General features: G+C 39.2%; 13 protein-coding genes and 3 pseudogenes. 5 read left to right on the forward strand and 11 right to left on the reverse strand.

All coding sequences use genetic code 11. The annotated features are described in order from the left end of the window. Positions 1-1431: 1431 nt before the first annotated feature. The gene (locus NT175_07805; protein MCX6234615.1) at positions 1432-3222 is read right to left on the reverse strand and encodes a hypothetical protein; all 1791 of its coding nucleotides are present in this window, start codon (positions 3220-3222) and stop codon (positions 1432-1434) included. Between the two features lie 450 nt (positions 3223-3672). Between NT175_07805 and NT175_07810 the strand changes: the two genes are divergently transcribed. Together NT175_07810 and NT175_07815 are read left to right on the forward strand one after the other, a co-directional pair. After that, positions 3673-4464: an HTH domain-containing protein gene (locus tag NT175_07810; GenBank protein ID MCX6234616.1), complete on the forward strand. Its 792-nt coding sequence runs from the start codon at positions 3673-3675 to the stop codon at positions 4462-4464. 195 nt (positions 4465-4659) lie between these two features. Beyond that, positions 4660-5037 carry a GIY-YIG nuclease family protein gene (locus NT175_07815; GenBank protein ID MCX6234617.1) on the forward strand — a complete coding sequence of 126 codons (378 nt, stop codon included), beginning with the start codon at positions 4660-4662 and terminating at the stop codon, positions 5035-5037. 208 nt (positions 5038-5245) lie between these two features. On the opposite strand, the gene kbl is transcribed toward NT175_07815, so the two are convergent. Next, positions 5246-6487, reverse strand: a complete 1242-nt coding sequence (gene kbl / locus NT175_07820; protein ID MCX6234618.1) for a glycine C-acetyltransferase — start codon at positions 6485-6487, stop codon at positions 5246-5248. 170 nt (positions 6488-6657) lie between these two features. Here kbl and NT175_07825 point away from each other — a divergent pair, with 170 nt between their 5' ends. After that, entirely contained in the window at positions 6658-7620 is a 963-nt protein-coding gene (locus NT175_07825; protein MCX6234619.1) for an NAD-dependent epimerase/dehydratase family protein, read from the forward strand. Positions 7621-7628: 8 nt separating this feature from the next. Here the strand turns inward: NT175_07825 and NT175_07830 are convergent, their stop codons facing one another. Together NT175_07830 and NT175_07835 are read right to left on the reverse strand one after the other, a co-directional pair. Further along, the gene (locus NT175_07830; GenBank protein ID MCX6234620.1) at positions 7629-9407 is read right to left on the reverse strand and encodes a beta-galactosidase; all 1779 of its coding nucleotides are present in this window, start codon (positions 9405-9407) and stop codon (positions 7629-7631) included. 23 nt (positions 9408-9430) lie between these two features. Continuing rightward, positions 9431-11188: a M28 family peptidase gene (locus tag NT175_07835; protein MCX6234621.1), complete on the reverse strand. Its 1758-nt coding sequence runs from the start codon at positions 11186-11188 to the stop codon at positions 9431-9433. A gap of 713 nt (positions 11189-11901) precedes the next feature. Here NT175_07835 and NT175_07840 point away from each other — a divergent pair. Then, positions 11902-12519: a helix-turn-helix transcriptional regulator gene (locus NT175_07840; GenBank protein MCX6234622.1), complete on the forward strand. Its 618-nt coding sequence runs from the start codon at positions 11902-11904 to the stop codon at positions 12517-12519. A 147-nt stretch (positions 12520-12666) separates the two neighbouring features. Here NT175_07840 and NT175_07845 read toward each other — a convergent pair whose 3' ends face one another. From NT175_07845 to NT175_07860, 4 genes and pseudogenes are all read right to left on the reverse strand, one after another. Further along, positions 12667-13104: a hypothetical protein gene (locus tag NT175_07845; GenBank protein MCX6234623.1), complete on the reverse strand. Its 438-nt coding sequence runs from the start codon at positions 13102-13104 to the stop codon at positions 12667-12669. Further along, on the reverse strand, positions 13101-13574 hold the full coding sequence (locus NT175_07850; protein ID MCX6234624.1) for a helix-turn-helix transcriptional regulator: 474 nt from the start codon (positions 13572-13574) through the stop codon (positions 13101-13103). The genes NT175_07845 and NT175_07850 overlap by 4 nt, the downstream gene beginning before the upstream one ends. Next, the gene (locus NT175_07855; GenBank protein MCX6234625.1) at positions 13555-14058 is read right to left on the reverse strand and encodes a hypothetical protein; all 504 of its coding nucleotides are present in this window, start codon (positions 14056-14058) and stop codon (positions 13555-13557) included. Before NT175_07855 ends, NT175_07850 begins: the two co-directional genes overlap by 20 nt. 475 nt (positions 14059-14533) lie before the next feature. Next, positions 14534-15940: pseudogene (locus NT175_07860) on the reverse strand (DEAD/DEAH box helicase family protein). A 216-nt stretch (positions 15941-16156) separates the two neighbouring features. On the opposite strand from NT175_07860, the gene NT175_07865 reads away from it, so the two are divergent. Continuing rightward, entirely contained in the window at positions 16157-17404 is a 1248-nt protein-coding gene (locus tag NT175_07865; protein MCX6234626.1) for an ATP-binding protein, read from the forward strand. A gap of 72 nt (positions 17405-17476) precedes the next feature. On the opposite strand, the pseudogene NT175_07870 reads toward NT175_07865, so the two are convergent. The 3 genes and pseudogenes from NT175_07870 to NT175_07880 form a co-directional block, all read right to left on the reverse strand. Next, a pseudogene (locus tag NT175_07870) lies at positions 17477-18181 on the reverse strand (MT-A70 family methyltransferase). A gap of 4 nt (positions 18182-18185) precedes the next feature. Then, positions 18186-18305 (reverse strand): annotated as a pseudogene (locus NT175_07875) (BglII/BstYI family type II restriction endonuclease). Between the two features lie 224 nt (positions 18306-18529). Beyond that, the coding region (locus NT175_07880; protein MCX6234627.1) for an IS5/IS1182 family transposase at positions 18530-18859 on the reverse strand (330 nt) is incomplete at its 5' end.

Consider the following 18859-nt stretch of genomic DNA (forward strand, 5'->3'; position numbering starts at 1 on the left):
CTGCCACACAAAGAAAGAAGCAAAGAAAAGTCACCGCTGCATAAAAATCACTAAAAATTGAGCACTCAGGCTAAAATTTATGAACTCCCCCGATTAAAATCGGGGTCAAACACCATAAATTTTTTAACGCCTTCGTGCTCAATTTTATTAACGTGATTTTTATAAGGCGGTGTCCTTTTAAAGGCCTTAGGGTTTGCAGGCGGGGCAGGAAATTAATTTGAAAATTTGAAAATTTGTCAATTAGTCGATCACTACTGTCCGGATAAAAAGGGAGGAACATGCCAGTAGCCTTATCAATATTGCGTCCCGATGGGACTTAAAAAAATCAGGGGTTATTTATTATTCTACCGTTATTTAGTCCCTAACGGGACTGTCCCGTAGGGACAAGATATTGGTAGAAAGTAAATTACAAAATAGAATTAAGTCCCGTAGGGACGAAATTGAATTTTAACCGGACAATAGTGATTAGTCGATTAGTTAATATGGCAATTTAATTGCAATATTCTACGACTCCCAAAGGTCGATTATAACAGGTGTCATTCTACTTCAACAATCAATTCGTCTTCGACTTCGACTTCGACTTAAACTTCGAATTCTACTTCGAATGATCGATATTGGATATTCAAGGAGTGGGTCGCCGAAAACCCAGGCTGTCCTTTTCTTTAGTACTTTCTGGAGTTTATCCCGCCGGAAGGCGGGAGACAAGCAAAAGAAAGTACTAAAATAAAAACATTCTCTCTCCATTTATCTTTTTCTATGAACATCACTTCTATTCGCATTAAAACATATCAAAGAACTTGGCAACAACAAATTGAAATCTTTCGCATTCATTCCTGCAAATCAATTTACCTGGCACATCAAAATATTATTTAGCCAAAAAAACCAGATCATCACAAAGATGAGGTACTACTGCTTGACAAACCGCATTGAATACAGTCCATTTATTCTAAGTATGTACATACCTGATAGCAAATTATTTATAGGAATAGTAAGTTTGTTTTTAACTGCACTGACATTATAGGTTATCAGCTGTCTGCCATAAATATCTGTCAACTGCACTGTGAAATCTTCAGTTAACTGATCCCATTCAGCTGTAAGATTTTCACCAGCAGGATTTGGGTATATTCTGAAGGACTTGAACTGTGTTTCATCAAGACCTCCTGATCCTTCGATGTTTATTATATTGGAAGATACATAGCCATAGACTGTCCTTGTTGGATTACACGAGGTTTCCTTTGTAACCCTGACCTCATATTTTTTCTCTCCAGACGGAGGGGTAAGATCCGTGAAAGTGTATGTATTATTAGGAACATTGGCTATCAGGATAAATTCTTCGCCTGCAACACTTCTATAAATCTCAAAATTGGGGTAACTAAAGCCTTCATAAGGATTCCAGAATAGATTTACTTCGTTGTTGATACCGATGTTTGCTTATAAAAGCATTGTGCGGTGTGCACTGCTCAGTCCACTTTCTCTGCCGCAAGTATCCCTGACTGAAAGTTTGTATTGATAATTTTGCTGAGCTGGAATGGAAGAATCATCTATGAATACGCTAACGGAATCAATGCCAATAGAACCAATCCATCTATATTGGCTTGTCTGGTTATCCAATCGGTAAATCAGAATAGAGTCTGTTCCAACGCTTGGCGTTTTTTCGACCACAATAACATTTTTATCTGTTAAAGTATCAAGAGTAACCAGGCATATCTGCTCTCCATTATAAGGTTGGAGTGGATCAGGGACGATTATTGCTGCTTCAGATGGACATCCTGTTGAATTAGTCCCTATTAAACTATAATAGCCACCTGCGATAACTTCGATTATTGTTGACGTGTCCCCAGTACTCCACAAATAACTCTCAAATCCAGAGGTCGCAATAAGTGATGTGGAAAAGCAATAGTTAGAATCAGACATTGAAATAGACAAAGGGTTTCCATTACATAGCGTAACAACCCAGTAATCGTCAAGTCCATGATTTCCTGTTACATCACCGTCATTTGAGCTGGTAGTACCTCCAACCACATAACCACTGTCAATGGTTTGTTGAATAGAGAATGAATAATCGTAGTTTGATCCTCCAAAGCATTTTTGCCATTGTATTTCACCAGATTGACTTAGCTTGACAACCCAGTAATCAGCGTCTCCATGATTTCCTGTTACATCCCCGTCATTTGAGTAAGTATAGCCTACAACCACATAAGCACTATCAATGGTTTGTTGGATAGAAAATGCCCAATCGTTGCTTGATCCTCCCAAGCATTTTTGCCATTGTATTTCACCAGATTGACTTAGCTTGACAACCCAGTAATCAGCGCTAGGGCCTTCAGACTTTCCTGTCACATCCCCATCATTTGAGTACGTACTACCCCCAACCACATAACCATCATCAGTGGTTTGTTGAATAGAGTGGGCTTCATCCCAACTTGATCCTCCCAAGCATTTTTGCCATTGTATTTCACCAGATTGACTTAGCTTAACAACCCAGTAATCAGCGTCTCCATGAGTTCCTGTTACATCCCCGTCATTTGAGTAAGTATAGCCTGCAACCACATAACCACCGTCAGTAGTTTGTTGAATAGAGCGTACTTCATCCCAACTTGATCCTCCAAAGCATTTTTGCCATTGTATTTCACCAGATTGGTCTAACTTAACAACCCAGTAATCTCCTCCTCCATGATTTCCTGTTACATCACCGTTATTCGAGTAAGTCAGACCTGCAATCACATAACCATCATCAGTGGTTTGTTGAATAGACCAGGCATAATCGTTGCTTGATCCACCAAAGCATTTTTGCCATTGGATTTCACCAAATTGATCTATCTTAACTACCCAGTAATCTCCTCCTCCATGATTTCCTGTTACATCTCCGTCATTTGAGCCAGTAGCACCTACAATCACATAGCCACCATCAGTGGTTTGTTGAATTGAGTTTGCACCTTCGTTACTTGATCCACCATAGCATTTTTGCCATTGTATTTCACCAAATTGATTTATCTTAACTACCCAGTAATCACTTCCCCCATGTTTTCCTGTTACATCTCCATCATTCGATTCAGTAAAACCTGTAGTAATATAACCACCATCAGTGGTTTGTTGAATAGAGCTGGCTACATCCCAGCTTGAACCTCCAAAACATTTTTGCCATAATATACTGAATGGAGTTTGTGCATTAGTAGTTGCAAAACAGAAAGAAAGTACAAAAGTATAAATGAGTGTTTTCATGACGGTTGTCTATTTGATTTTTTAGAGTAATCACAATAATGCGTACCTGGGATTCATACCCATGATTGTAACAATTCTAATATATACAAATATACAGCAATAATCAGAGAAGCAATTATTTGTAGGTCATTATATTCAAAGAATATGGCTTAATTGAGAAATTACGCACAGTAGGCTTTCTGATTATTGATTGAAATAAGTCACTATTTAACTTGTTGTACATCCTAAAAGCGCCGTATCAATAAGTTTATCAATAATTGCTTTCACATGGGTGATCTTATTGATTTACACGCGGCTTTCCCAATAAACCGGGATAGGTGTTCAATCCTGATTTATCTGTAAGAAATATCTATCGATTTTTATTATTTATTTTTTTCGTAATTTGCAGATGAAATCGTAAATAAATTTAGCCACAAGTTTCAGAAAAAATACCCTGCAAAAAATGACAATATGAGTAAAAAAGAATTAAAATGGTTAGATGCCATAGCTAAAGTGTTGGAAGATGAAAAGAAGTCTCTTAACTATACTGAAATTGCTGAACTTATATCTGAACGTGAATATAGAATATCTGTTGGAGCTACACCAGCAAATACAGTAAATGCCTATATCAATGGCGATATTAAAGACAATAAAGACAAATCAATATTCGCTAAGGTTGATAAAGGAGAATATATTCTAAGAAAGTTTCTCGATATTGAAAGTGAACTTATTACAGATATAGAAACGACAGAAATAATTATTGGTAAACAATTAATTATTGAAGCACTAGGGATATATTGGAACAGAACACAAGTTTTATGGAAACCTAATCCAGACTTATTTGGGGTTCAACAAATTGGAGCAACTCCTGTAAATTTTAGTGAACAAGTAGGAATTTATTTGCTTCATGATAGCAGGGAAACAATTTATGTCGGACAAGCGATTGACCAAACAATTGGGAAAAGATTATATCAACATACAATGGATAGATTTAGTGGTCGTTGGGATAGATTTTCCTGGTTTGGTTTTTATTGTGTTTCTGAAAAAGGGGGATTAACGACAAATAAAAAAACTTATAACGAATTAACAATTCAACAAATAGCTGATGCTCTTGAAGCTATATTAATAGAAAGTATCGAGCCTCGGCAAAATAGAAAAAAAGGAAATACTTTTTCGGGAATTGAATATTTGCAGCAAGAAGACCCGGAAATAAAGAAAAAACGTACTCAACAAATTTTACAAGAATTAACAGAGAAAATTTAAAACCTTTGGCTAATAAGTAAGGCTTCATTTGGCGCCAGCCCTGAAATAAATTCTGGGTTTGCGGTATGACCTCAGCGCCAAAAATCCCAATAAAAAAGAAGAAGTAACTCTACGCCAACCACAAGCGATTTTAGAGGAGATGAAAGCCCTGGGCGAAGAAATAAACCAAATTCTCTTAAATATAAAAGGTTTGCTATGAAAGGCTATATGTATATTTTACAATGTGCAGATGGTAGTTATTATACAGGTAGTACGAATGATTTGGAACGCAGATTTGAACAACATCAAAACGGCGAAGGGGCAAACCATACAAAAAAGAGACTTCCTGTGAAATTGGTTTACTTTGAAGAATTTAGCAGAATTGATGAGGCTTTTTACAGAGAAAAACAAGTGCAAGGATGGAGCAGAGCAAAGAAAGAAGCTTTAATAAACAACAGGCGTGAATTACTTAAAAGTTTGGCGGAGTGTAAAAATGAAAGCCATTTTAGTAATGCTGCCTTCGACTCCGCTCAGGCAGCAGCCGACTGTTCGTTGAGCGGAGCCGAAACAAACAGTAACGATGAAATACTATGACAATCATTGATAAAAGTATCTCCACCGAAGTGGATCAACAGTTTCTTGTCTATTCCGGCCATACTGATTCCTCATTCCGGTGATACTGACCCTTCTCTGCTGAGGAGGATTTTCTGAAGACAAAATTTTAAAGAACGATCAATGGCTTTCTGTACCTGTAAAATTATTCTTTTTTAGTATTTCAATACTACCTTTGATGTCAGCCTTTTTACTTAATCACACCGAGTTCTGATCCAATTTTAGTGAATGCTGCAATGCACTTATCAAGGTGGTCCTGATCATGACCTGCAGATATCTGAACCCTGATGCGGTCTTTTCCTTTTGGTACAACAGGGAAAGAGAAGGCGATGACATAAATGCCTTCTTCAAGCATACGGTCAGCAAATTTCACGGCAAGTTTTGCGCTGTCGGGGTACTTCCCGAACATGATCGGAACTATCGGATGGACTCCGGGAACGATATCGAATCCGGCTTTTGTCATCTTTTCGCGGAAATACTGGGTGTTTTTTTCCAGTTTATCCCGTAATTCAGTTGTGGAGGATAAGAGGTCCATCACACGGATTGTAGCACCGACAACCGCTGGAGCAACAGTATTCGAAAACAGGTAGGGGCGTGCTTTATTGCGCATCCATTCGATGATCTCTTTCTTTCCGGAGATGCATCCACCGGAGGCTCCTCCCAGTGCTTTTCCAAAGGTAGTGGTAATGATATCAACCCGGCCCATAACTCCATGGTGTTCATGTGTACCTCTTCCGTTCTTGCCCATGAATCCGGATGCATGGCTGTCGTCGACCATGACCATTGCATCATATTTGTCAGCCAGGTCACAGATTTCTTTCAGTTTGGCAATATCGCCATCCATGCTGAAGGCGCCATCTGTGGCAATTAATCTAAAACGGCAATTCTGGGCTTCTTTCAAGCACCTTTCAAGCCCTTTACCTGATTTGCCGGTAGTCTGATCGACTTCGTCAACATCCCGCATGTCACCATGATTGTAAATCCAGCGCTGACCTTTGCAGAGACGAATACCATCGATGATAGAGGCATGGTTCAATGCATCGGTAATGATGGCATCTTCTGGTCCAAGGAGAGGTTCGAAAACAGCACCATTGGCATCAAAACAGGACGAAAACAGAATAGTATCTTCCATTCCCAAAAATTCCGACACTTTCCGTTCCAGTTCCTTGTGAATATCCTGGGTCCCACAGATGAATCTGACAGATGACATGCCGTATCCCCTGTGGTCGATTTCTTCATGTGCAGCTTTTATCAACTCGGGATGAGAAGAAAGGCCAAGATAGTTATTGGCACAAAAGTTAAGGCATTTTTTTCCTTTGACGACGATTTCAGCACCTTGTTCACTTTCGATGATCCTCTCGTGTTTATAAAGGCCAGCCTCTTCTATTTTGTTTATTTCTTCTCTCAGATAAGCTTTAATTTTTCCGTACATAATCTAAAGTTTTGAGTTAGTATATTGTTATTTTTATAACAGAGGTGCAAATATAGAGATTAAAATGGATTGAGAGGCGCGGGGCACAAAAATTTATCTTTCTGGATATATAAATTTTCTTATTTTTGCGCCACGTGTTAACGGAATAACAACTAACTAAATTGTTCATTATGAAAAAGATCTTAATTATTGGCTCTGTCGGTCAGATTGGATCGGAGCTGACCATGCGCTTGCGCGAGATTTATGGTAGCAGTAATGTAGTTGCCGGATACCGCAAGACTATGCCCAGTGAAGAGCTTGCAAATTCAGGTCCACTTGAGCTTGTTGATGCCACTGAGCCTGAAAGAATCGCAGAAATCGTAAAGAAATACCATATTGATACCATATTTAATCTGGCTGCCTTACTTTCTGCTGTTGCAGAGCAGAAGCCACAGGCGGCCTGGAATGTAGGTGTGAACGGTGTCTATAATGTCCTGGAAGTTGCACGGGAAAATAAATGTGCAGTTTTCTTTCCCAGTTCTATCGGTGCTTTTGGCCCGACGACACCACTGGATAACACTCCACAGGATACGATCCAGAGGCCACGGACCATGTATGGTGTAACAAAGGTTACCGGCGAGCTCTTAAGTGACTATTATTTCAAACGCTTTGGTGTTGACACACGTGGGTTACGTTATCCTGGCATCATTTCCAATGTCACACTGCCCGGTGGAGGGACAACGGATTACGCTGTTGAGATCTTTTATGCTGCCATTAAAACAAAGCGGTTCACCTGTCCTCTTAAGTCAGGTACATTCCTCGACATGATGTATATGCCTGATGCACTGGATGCAGCTGTCCAGGTTATGGAAGCTGATCCTTCCAAACTCATTCACCGGAATGCATTTAATGTGACTGCCATGAGCTTTGATCCTGAGATCATTTTCAGGGAAATTAAAAAACATATACCCGATTTGGTAATGGAGTATAATGTTGATCCGGTTAAACAAAGTATTGCAGAATCCTGGCCTAATAAGATGGATGATTCTGCAGCGCGGGCTGAGTGGGGCTGGCATCCAAAATGGAACCTTGAGAAAATGACAGTTGATATGCTGAAGGTGATAGGTGAGAAACATAAGAAAGGATTAATTTAGTATTTATTTTACTTTCTTTCATCCATCTTTATTACTTCACGATCATACGTCATCAGTCCATTACATTCGGTTTCCACATCAGTGATCTGTGTATAAATACTAGCGCTAAGACCAGGATTACCGATGAATGACCGCACACGGTCGTAAAAATCATTGTACAAGATCAACAATGAATCGGAAGAACCAAGTTGTCTGTATCCCCAGTTTTCTTTCTGCCAGGTATGACCTTCGATCCTTAACCCCAGCCCACCAAATTCGCCCAGAACTGCAGCACGGTTTCTTTCCGGCTGAGGTGACTTCGGTTCAGGATAATTATGAATGTCAATGATATCTCCCATTTTACAGTCGGTCCAGCCACTGGCATTATCAACAAGACGCGTTGGATCCAGGCTTTTTATCAGTCCGACAATTTTTTCTGTTTCATATTGCCCCCAGCCTTCATTGAATGGAATCCACATGATAATGCTTGGATGGTTAAAATGGTTCGTAATTAGTCTTTCCAATTCAAGTTCAAATTGTTTTTTTGTTTCATCAGGACGGATTGTATCAGAATCACTGTCGGGTATAGCCTTATATCCACTAGGCATGTCCTGCCATACCAGGATTCCAATTTTGTCGCACCAGTAATAGAATCTTTGTGACTCGACCTTCACATGTTTTCTTAACATGTTGAATCCAAGTTTTTTGATAACCTGAAGGTCGTAACACATGGCTTCATCGGTAGGTGGGGTATAAATGCCATCAGGCCAGAAGCCCTGATCGAGAGGTCCGTTCTGAAAAACGAACCTATTATTCAGCATCAGGCGGGTGATGCCTTTTTCATCCTTTCCCAAAGAAATTTTACGCATGCCGAAATAGGAGGAAATCTCATCGAGCAATTCACCTTTATGGTACAATGAAATGTCCAGGTCATATAAAACCGGTGATTCAGGTGTCCATAAACGGCAACTGTCAAATTTGATCTTTATAGATTCATCAGGTTTGGCTTTCAAATGCCTGATAAGATTTTCATTGTCGAAGATGTTGATGGCTATGGAGTCACCCGGATGAGGGTTACTGGAAATGACAGTCAGGTTCAAAGTCAGGTTATCTATATCCGGATAAAATTTAATGTCAGATATATAATTCTCTCCAACGGGTTCAATCCATACGGTTTGCCAGATACCTGTTGTGGAGGTATAGAAAATCCCTTCAGGTTTTGACACCTGTTTTCCACGTGGTTGCCAACCGTGGTCGGTTGGATCCCAAACTGAAACCAGAAGGACCTGTTTACCTTCGGTTGTTAAAGCATCCGTAATATCAAAAGCAAATGGATCATACCCACCACGATGCACACCTATCTTTTTTCCATTCATCCAGACGATTGTTTCCCAGTCGACTGCTTCAAAATGCAGAAGTATCTTACGACCCTTCCATCCGGGCTGAACTGTAAATTCCCGCCGGTACCATATCCGTTGGTCGTTACCGACATTTTTTTTAACACCGGATAATGCCGACTCGACAGGGTACGGAACCAGAATTTTACCCTGGAAAATGGAAGGAGCGTCTTCATTTATATACGTGATGGCATAATCCCATAAACCATTGAGGTTACTCCAATCACCCCGTACCATCTGAGGCCGTGGATAATCAGGCCAGGCATTACCCGGGTGGACGAGGTTGGTCCAACGGGTGGGAAGCTGACAATCGGCTGGCTGCCAGGTATCTTTCTGCACAAAGTGGCAGGATAAAATTGAAAAAGTAAAAATGAAAAATGAAAATTGAAGAAATATAAATCTGGATCTCATGAATAAGAATAGTTGTTAAAATTTTATAATAAAACCATTTTTCTTGTCTGGATAATCCTGCCTTCAACTGACAGTGAATATGTGAATAAACCCTGTAGCCGTTTTATATTTGAGTAGGTGATTTTATTTGCGCCTGTCATTAGTCGAACCGGAATCCGGTCCATTACTCTGCCGGTCATGTCTTTAATGATTATTTCCGCATCCGGTTTAATAAGTGGCTGAAGCACGTCGATAAGTACGGTAGTAGTTTCAGAAGCTGGATTTGGCATATTCTGATTCATATTGATGCCTGTGCCATGTTCCGGTATTTTCCTGATACCAACGGTTGACCAGGAATACTCATCTGATATTAAACTTTCGACTGAATTTTCGACATTCATAACACTGATATAATAGGTCTTTGAGGTGGAGAGTCCATTTATAACAAGATGATGTGTATTCATAAATGTCATGACGGTATCAAAATAAAGTGAACCTGATCCCTGTGAGCGAATGCCAACCCTGTAATGCTTGAAAAGCGTGTCGGATCCCTCCAGATCTATTTCAACACCATCAGGCAGGGGATTAAAAACCGGGGCGGGCTGAGGTGGTGAAATAGCCAAAAATCCGAGGTTTACACCATTAGCGATTATGTTTCTTCGAAGGTACCTCATATCGACAAAGAAAGTATCAATAACACCATCAGGAGGTGCTGTGGTGTCAAGACCGATAATATCGTTTGTGGTATGTTGCCTGTCGGGAGGCGTGCCGGTACCATCTCCATTTTCATTTTGCTCACAGAACCGCACAGCAGTATAGCCCTTTTGCCTGAAAGGGATTTGATCGCCACCACGGCCTAAACGATCTTCCCTGATCATGATGTTTATTGTCAAGGGTGTTTCCAAGAGCGGATTGATGCGTTCTTCCTGGTGCAGCTTGATGTATCTTGCCAGTTGTTTATGCTTCGAATTTCTGGTTGAATCGTTGAGGTACGAATAGGAGAAAATCCTGACATGGGTACTATCAATATCATTGTAACCGGGACAGGAGGGCGGTGATGAAGTCATGCCGCAAATGGTACCGCCGACTACGTCATTATTAAAACATGCCATGAATGGCATCGAATGGCTATAAATATAATTTGCCCATGCTGTTGCACCATATAATCCCTGATCCTCACCTGTTGGTGTGGTAAACACAATCGTGTGATCGAAAGCATAGCGGCTCATGATGCGTGCCAGTTCCATGACCAAAACAGCACCTGAGCCATTATCGTCCATACCTGGTGAATAGCAAGCCGTATCGCACCCCCCTTCACAGCGGGTATCAAAATGTCCTTCTACTAAAAGAATTTCTTTATTTGTTGTATCCATTCCCGGCAGTACACAAAAGACATTGCGGTGGTGTCCCATGCCGCAGATAGCCTTGTCGAAATCGAGGTACGACACGACAAGACGGTTTTCGTTAGCAGCACTGAATTCCTCAAATTTGCTATAGATCCAGCGTCTGACGGCACCTATTCCATGAGTGGAAGAGGTCGTATCTGATCCAGAATTCCGGTTATAATAGGAGTTAATTTTTTGCAGATATGCAAGGAGGGTATACGTTGAGACATCATTGATGATCCCGTGCAGAATAGAATCAGGATTGTTGAGGATTGTTGACGGAGTGTAATCGGCCGGATCATAGTTGCCATGTAAAATATTATCTGCTATTGAATTTGAGACAGTTATATTTGTCTGAGCAACTGAAACAGTGGTGAAAGTGAATAGTAACAGTAAAGTAAGAAAACTATTTTTCATCTCTTTTTAATTTGATTGAAGATTTGGGAATCGGATTTTAAAGATACTAAATATTTGTTCATTTTTTTATTTAACACGGATTACACGGAATCTCACGGACATTAATTATTCGTGATTTTCAGTGACTTAAGTAAATTTGGAAATGATTAATGGGGAGGATACAATTACCATCCCTGAAGGACAAAAATATGAGATTGATCCGGAGCGATGGGTGTTGTTAGAGGATTGTTCCGTTAGGAACAAAATATTGGTAGAAAAATTTATAGAGCAATAACATTCAAGTCCCGTCAGGGACGTGATATAAAATATCCAATGCAGAATAGGGAACGATATAATATTTCGTCCCTACGGGACTTCCGAAGATTGAATGTCTTGTTTTTTCTACCGATATTTAATCCCCACGGGATTAAGGAAGATATGATATTTGTAACAGCATCAAGGAGGAGTTTCTCAGTGTCTCAATGAGGTAAAAAATTCATCTTCACCGGTGACTTTTTGTATAAATTACATTTCTCTTTTCTCATACTTTACACCACAAATTCATATCTTATAACTGCTATTATTTATGTCCTTTATTAATTGATGAAGATATTTGCTATCATTTATGTGTTTTTTTATTCCAAAATTTGGATTTTTATAAAATGTGGTATAATTTTACCACGTAGAAAAAAAATACCACAGTAATAAAAGCAATTTTAATAAATAAAAGGTTTATGAAAAGCTTTGGAGAATTTATCAAGAGCCTAAGGATTAAGAATGAAATCACATTGAGAGAATTTTGCAGGCAGATCAAAGGTGATCCAAGTAACTGGAGTAAAATAGAGCGTGGCAAACTGCCTCCGCCTAAAAGCAAAAAGTTCCTGGAAGAAATCGCAGAGATCGTAAAACTGAAAAATGGAGAAGATGATTATTTTCTTTTGTTTGATTTGGCAGCATTATCATTTATACCCAATGATCTGATTGAAGATGAAAAATTATTGGAAAAGCTGCCCGTTTTTTTCAGGACATTAAGAGGCAAGAAGCCTTCGAAAGAAGAGCTTGAGGGGAACATTCCTGATTCAATTATGTGTTCCTGGCAAGGATTCATATTCTCAAACATTCCATTCACGGGTAATATTCGCTTGATGAGTCCTTCTTCTCCCAATTATCTTGCATTTACAACTAATTCTGTCATGACAAGAAACTATAATCTGGTTTATTCCGGGATTTCTCTCCTTTATACTCTCATAGGCATGATAGACAGTCTATTATTTTTGTTCCTTAGGAACAAAATATCGGTAGAAAATTTAATACGCAATAACATTCAAGTCCCGTCATGGACGAGATATTAAATTGCCATATCCCAAATAATGAGCATTTTAATTTAATCTCAGAGGGCGCAAAGGAGGCGCAGAGGGCGCAAAGGTTTATGTCAAGGTATACTCCGTATAAAGGGTCATGCCTTATATTCAGGAATTATTTAAAATAGGAATATCAGTTTATACCTTTTTCTGTATAAACGATTTGGGATCAATGATTGGTAATACAGCATTATGTATGAAGGTACCTCTGAATTGAGAAAACATTGCTCCTCTTGTAGTAGATATAGATATAGAATTAAGAGCCATCATTATATCATCAGGTAATAGGAATGAATTATCTTTTTCTGAGCAGATATCTTTTAAATTTTCGACATTGTAGATACAACTCACTTTTATACCGCCTAGCTTCGTTTCTTTATCCTCATGGATGATATCTATGGATACGATGATAAATACAAGGTTATTTTCTAAATTTATCTTATTATCGATACGTATATCGAAATTATACGTTTTCATGTCAGGTAAAGGTTTACCCGGATGGGTAAGATAGAAATCCAGCAATTCGATGGCTTTAAACTGGAAACCTACCGGCTTATTTTCATTAGCGTTGCTCATGATAGAAAGACTTTGGAAGGTTGAACTACCTCTTTATGTGTTTTAAAATAAACAGAATGTGATTCAGACAGAGTACTATAAAGAATTTGGTAAGAATATTTACTTAATTCAGACATTTTATTTGGCTCAGCAGGACTGCTGATAAAAGCCTGCCAACTAACGACTGAACTTTTCAATTGCGGAACAATATTAACCAGTTCCACACAAAGCACCTTTTCGATATCCCATAAGGTATCGGTAGTAAAATTATGTGTACCGCTAAGCCATTTCGTAATTTCCGACGCTCTTTTATTCAATGCTTTGGCAAGGTCTTTCTTTTTCCAGGCTTTGGCTCTTAATGCATCATCAATTTTTGCCGCAAGAAGCATTTTTTGATCCGTTCTTTTTTGTTCTGAAGGTGTAATTGATTTAAAAATTTCATCCATAGCAGAACTGTGATACGCTTCAGGTTTATTCATAATCTTCTTCATAAAACTCTATGTCTCCTATTAAATCTTTTCCGTCATTATCAAATTCCAAATCGCCGTCTTTTATTCTTTTATTTATTTTACCGGCTATCCGGCGAAGTAAAAAATTTTCTGTTTTAAGTTTATCATCATCTTGAAAAGCGTCGATAGACTTTGGTTTGAATCCTCCTCCACCAACAATTATGAGCGAACTTCCATATCTGATACAATAAAGCCGGAGGTTTTTATTTGGTGTATCAAACAAGGCACATAGGCCGTCTCCAAGTTTACCTTCATATATTTTAAAAAATTGCTCTCTTGCTCCAGTTCTATGGCCAATAGTCTTTAAACGTTTAAAAATATCATTTAGTTCACTTTTAAATAAATTTTTATTTTCTTCGATAAAAATATCAAATAAGGTTTTTTTCTCATCAAAGATATAGATCGAATACACAGAAGCCTCTGCACCACTGATTTTATTCAGTTTGACCAACTTAAATCGCATCATTAAAAGAGTTTTGCAAATATATTAAATTTAACTTATAAGTGAAATATGAATAATTTATTTCAAATATTATTTATTATTTTTATGGTATGTCATATTGTACCGATTTCATCCAAACCCCATTCAACTAATAAATACTGAATATCCCGAAGCAAAATGTGCCAGTGATTCCGGAGGAAAGTGTATTATTTATGTGAGTTGAAATGGATTGGCTATAGAAAATCGATTTTCAAAAAACCTGACATTCCGGCAGAAAGTATACCACTAATCAGTACGATTTTTAACAGTAGTCCCTTTTATCTTGAATTCAGCTACTTAAAATATTTTATTTATTCGCTCCGTCTACCCTGTTATCCCTTGCATGTTTTTCTATTAAATGATTCATAATTCATAACTTATAATTCATAACTCATCACTCATAACTCATAACTTCTTCTCGCCCCAAACCTCCCCTATCCGATCCCTGATCTTTTGAGTATTTGCCTATTTCGCCGCTGATGGGATCTTTAAGTGCGTTTTCGAGGAAGGTCTTGCTAAAGATCATATTCGTTTCGTCGGAGAAGAACCGTTTTTCAAAATCCTTATGATAGAAAAGTTCTTCTGTTTCCGTGCCTTCTTCCGTATCCACCAGCACGGCATATCCTTGATCTGACAGGAGTTGCGTAGTAATTTCAGTTCTTGCATCAATCACTCTTGGATTCACCAGAAAACCGTCTTTTACGCCGTCGATGAATGAATAACGGAATGTCGGGTTGCCGCTTTCACAACCGAAGGTGCGGTAGGTGTCGAGCAGCATTCTTCGTTCCAGTTCACGTGGATCGCGCTGGTTGATCTTTGCAGGGTCAATTTTTTTCAGATAATCTTTCGGCGTGGCGGTGAGACCCAATTTATAGCCGACAAAATATTCGAACACAGCGCGGCTGTTACCGCCGATGGAGCGGTGTGATTCGTCGGAGATGACCAGGTTAAAGTCGGTAGGTGAGAATAGGTATTTGTATTTATCGTCGCACATCAGGCTCTGGATGGTCGTCACGACAATTTCTGCTTTTTTCCAGTCGTCGCGGTTTTGCTTATAAATGACGGTCTTGAAATCGTTCTTAAGATACCTCACGAAGCTCTTCCACGCCTGGTCTTCCAGTTCCAGCCTGTCGACAAGAAACAGCACCCTGTTGGCATTGGAGGTGCGGAGAAAGAGTTTGATGACTGCAGCAGCTATGAGGGTTTTGCCCGTGCCTGTAACCATTTCAAAAAGAAAGTGGTCGCTGCCATCCTGAACAGCTTTTTGAATGGAACGGACAGCCTGAATCTGATAGGGCCGAAGGAATTTCAGGTCGTAGTCATGGATGAGCTGGCGGCGCAAGGATGCATCTGTCCAGCGCGGGTCACGGGCATAATCAGGTTTTTGTGTCAGCACAATATAATCATCGCGCACATCCTCATTTATCAGACTGTTCGGATTAGGCTTATAAAGCTGTATAAAATTCAGTGATCCGGGTGTGAGGAATGATGTGATGAGCGAGGGGTTACTTTTTTCCAGGTCCCAGAAATAGTGCAGGTTACCATTGGAAAGCAAGACAAAACGGGCATTAAGAGATTTGGCATAGCGCCGAGCCTGTTCTTTGCCGTCGAGGGGATTTCTATTTTCTTTTTTGGCTTCCAAAACGACATACGGGAATCCACGTTCATCAAGAAGCAGAAAGTCGACATAGCCGTTTCTGGTTTCCTCAAAATCATTACCCATCGCGTCGATGTCGTTCTGGCGTAGCTTCACATTCGTTTCTATGACGATATTGGCATTGCCTGCTGCATCGTCAAAGAAGCGCCATCCGGCGCTTTCAAGCAATTTGTTTATTTTTATTCGGGCCTGAGCTTCGTGTGCGGGCATGGGGAGTTGAAATATGCAAAGATCAAAGATATGGAAGGAATAGAAATGAAAGATGAAAAATGAAAGATGCAAAATATATTTGTAAAGGATTTATGATTTTTAAAGTTGGAGTAAAAAGAAAAAATTATTAGTTAAGTTTGGAATTATTTTCTAAAAATATCTGATATTTTTGGCGATATAATCATAATTTATCTATTTTTGTACAAAAATTACCTTATGTACATCCCTCGAGAAATATATAATGAAATCGTAAATCATATACAGCGGAAGGAATTTACGATCCTGACGGGCGCCAGGCAGACAGGTAAAACCACTATAGCCCGCAAATTATTTCAGGATTTAAAAGATCAGAACAAGTCGGTTTTCTACATTTCATTTGAAGATCCGGATATTCTTTATCACGTCAATACGCATCCTGAAAACATCTTCAAATACATCAGGCGGCCGGTTGGAATGACAAATCATGATGATCAGCCTACTGAAAGGACAATAGCTATTATTGATGAGGTGCAATATGCTACTGATCCATCCAATTTTTTAAAATATCTCTACGACACCTATTCTGATCAATTAAAGATTATAGCCACGGGCAGCAGTGCGTTTTATATCGACAGGAAATTCAGGGATTCACTGGCTGGAAGGAAGCGACTTTTTATTGTTCGCACCTTAAATTTTGCGGAGTTTCTTGAATTTAAAAGACATACAGAGCTAAAACAGGAGCTGATGTTACTCCGCAGCCAGTCGCAATACATATCGGTCCATATTAAAATATTAATGGAATTATTTGAAGAGTACCTCCTGTTTGGAGGATATCCTGCCATCGTGCTGGAAAATGACAGAGACGGTAAAATACAAATGCTGAAGGATATACGGACATCCTATATTAAGAAGGATATAGATGAATCGGGAATAAAAAATAAAACAGCTTTATACCGGCTAATGGTACTTTTAGCCGGACAAACAGGCAACCTCGTCAATAAAAATGAGCTGGCTCATTCATTAGGTATTGATAATAAGCTCGTTGAGCAGTATTTAAACCTGCTGCAGAAGTGCTTTCATGTAGAGTTGATCAGGCCATTTTACAGTAATTTGAGAAAAGAGTTGACACGGATGCCCAAAGTTTATTTCTATGACTCAGGGCTCCGGAATGCGCTGTTGAACCGATTTGGCGAATTTGAATACAGGGAGGACAAGGGACAGCTATTGGAGAATTATATTTTCCAACGCCTTGAGTCACTTTATGACAGTGAAAATATTCATTTCTGGCGAACTGCGGATAGGAAAGAGGTTGACTTTGTGGTTGAAGATTCGTTTTCAAAGCGAAAAGCCTTTGAAGTCAAGTACCAATGCGACAAAATCAAAAAACCGGCGTACAGACATTTTACCCGGGAATATCCTGATATTCCATTAACATTCATCTCCCATTTAGAATCAGGTGACTGCCTGCAGGTGCTGAAACTGTAATTATAATTAATGAAGAATGAAACATGAAACATGAAAAATGGAAGATGTAAAATGAAAAATACCTATTCAATCTTATATCTCTGAATCAATTTTTTTCAATGTAACCTCATCTTTTTTATCCTCATCATGCAGATGTTTCTTTAGTACTTCCTGTCTATGTAACGATCTGCTGTTATGTTTATAAGTATCCCATGTAGGCTCATAATCTTCTGATTGATTCCCCCATACATCCCAACCTGGTCGGGATCCTCGTGAGAAAAGTTCGATATAAGGTCCGGGGCTGCATGATTCAATGATTTTATATTGTTCCTCCGGTTTGCGTGAGTGTTCCTATTTGCGGCTTTTAATGATATTTACCTGGGTTCTTCCAGGATCGGATGTGCGGAGTTTACCTTTTACGCCAAACAACAATATTTCGGTTGTATTCCTGAAATAAAAACCAACCCCTCTGCCGTCAGGACCGCCGTCTTTACGAATTTTATGCCAGATGATATTTGTTTTATATTCAAATCCCCATGCTTTCATCACCTTTAACCCCTCTTTCAATAAAGCATTGGGTACCCAAAGGTATAAATGGCTTTTCTCAGCAGTGACAAAGTCGACTGGTATCTCCATGATCTCCTCCAAAGAGAGAGTAGTGTACCTTGCGAGACGTTTATGTTCCGGAGCTACTTTCCCAGTCCTGTTATCGAACTGCCACGGTGGATCGGCCAGTACTGTTCCATAATATCTTCCCTGAACTTGTCTGATAAAATCTTCTGTTGCCTTTCCCTTCATTGTTTTAATCCTCAACGTATAAAGTATTTGTAATACCGAAAACTAAAATCGGACATCCACCTCCTCCACCGCCTTCGATTCTGGGGATAAGCTTTGACATGTGAGTAGTGGATGATCCATAGGATCTCTGAAATCTGGGATTTTCATCCAACTGGTTCTAAAATCCATTTTTCGTTTAAATATACTTATGGGTACCTCTAAAAACTTTTATTTATTAGAAATTTGAAAGACAAAACAACCATACTTTAAATTTTCAGCTCCGAAAGCCTCATCATATTGGGCTAAACGGTGCTGGACTTATAATCGTTCTTTGACTTTTTGTATCCTACGGACTCATTTTTACTTGATTTACAGAGTGATAGCCAATTTTTTAGATTTTATCAGGAAGATCGCCCTAAAGAAGTTGTAAATAGTGTTACGTAAAGCGATTGCCATGGCACACCGGTGAAAGCCAATAAGTCGGATTAATCCGGCTGCGTCCAGGCAAATCCACTGGAACCCGAACACATGCTCAATGCGTGCCCGAGTTCTGGATTCCATTGTATTTTGCGCTTTTTGTTCATCAGTCAGTTTCTTATAGCGATAACCTTTCTTGTGAACACGGTTCTGCATTCCTGCTGCTTTGATTAACTGGTCACAACGCTTGCCAGTATATGCGCTGTCTCCCCATAAGGGTTG

It is taken from the genome of Bacteroidota bacterium, from assembly GCA_026391695.1.
GTDB lineage: Bacteria > Bacteroidota > Bacteroidia > Bacteroidales > JAGONC01 > JAPLDP01.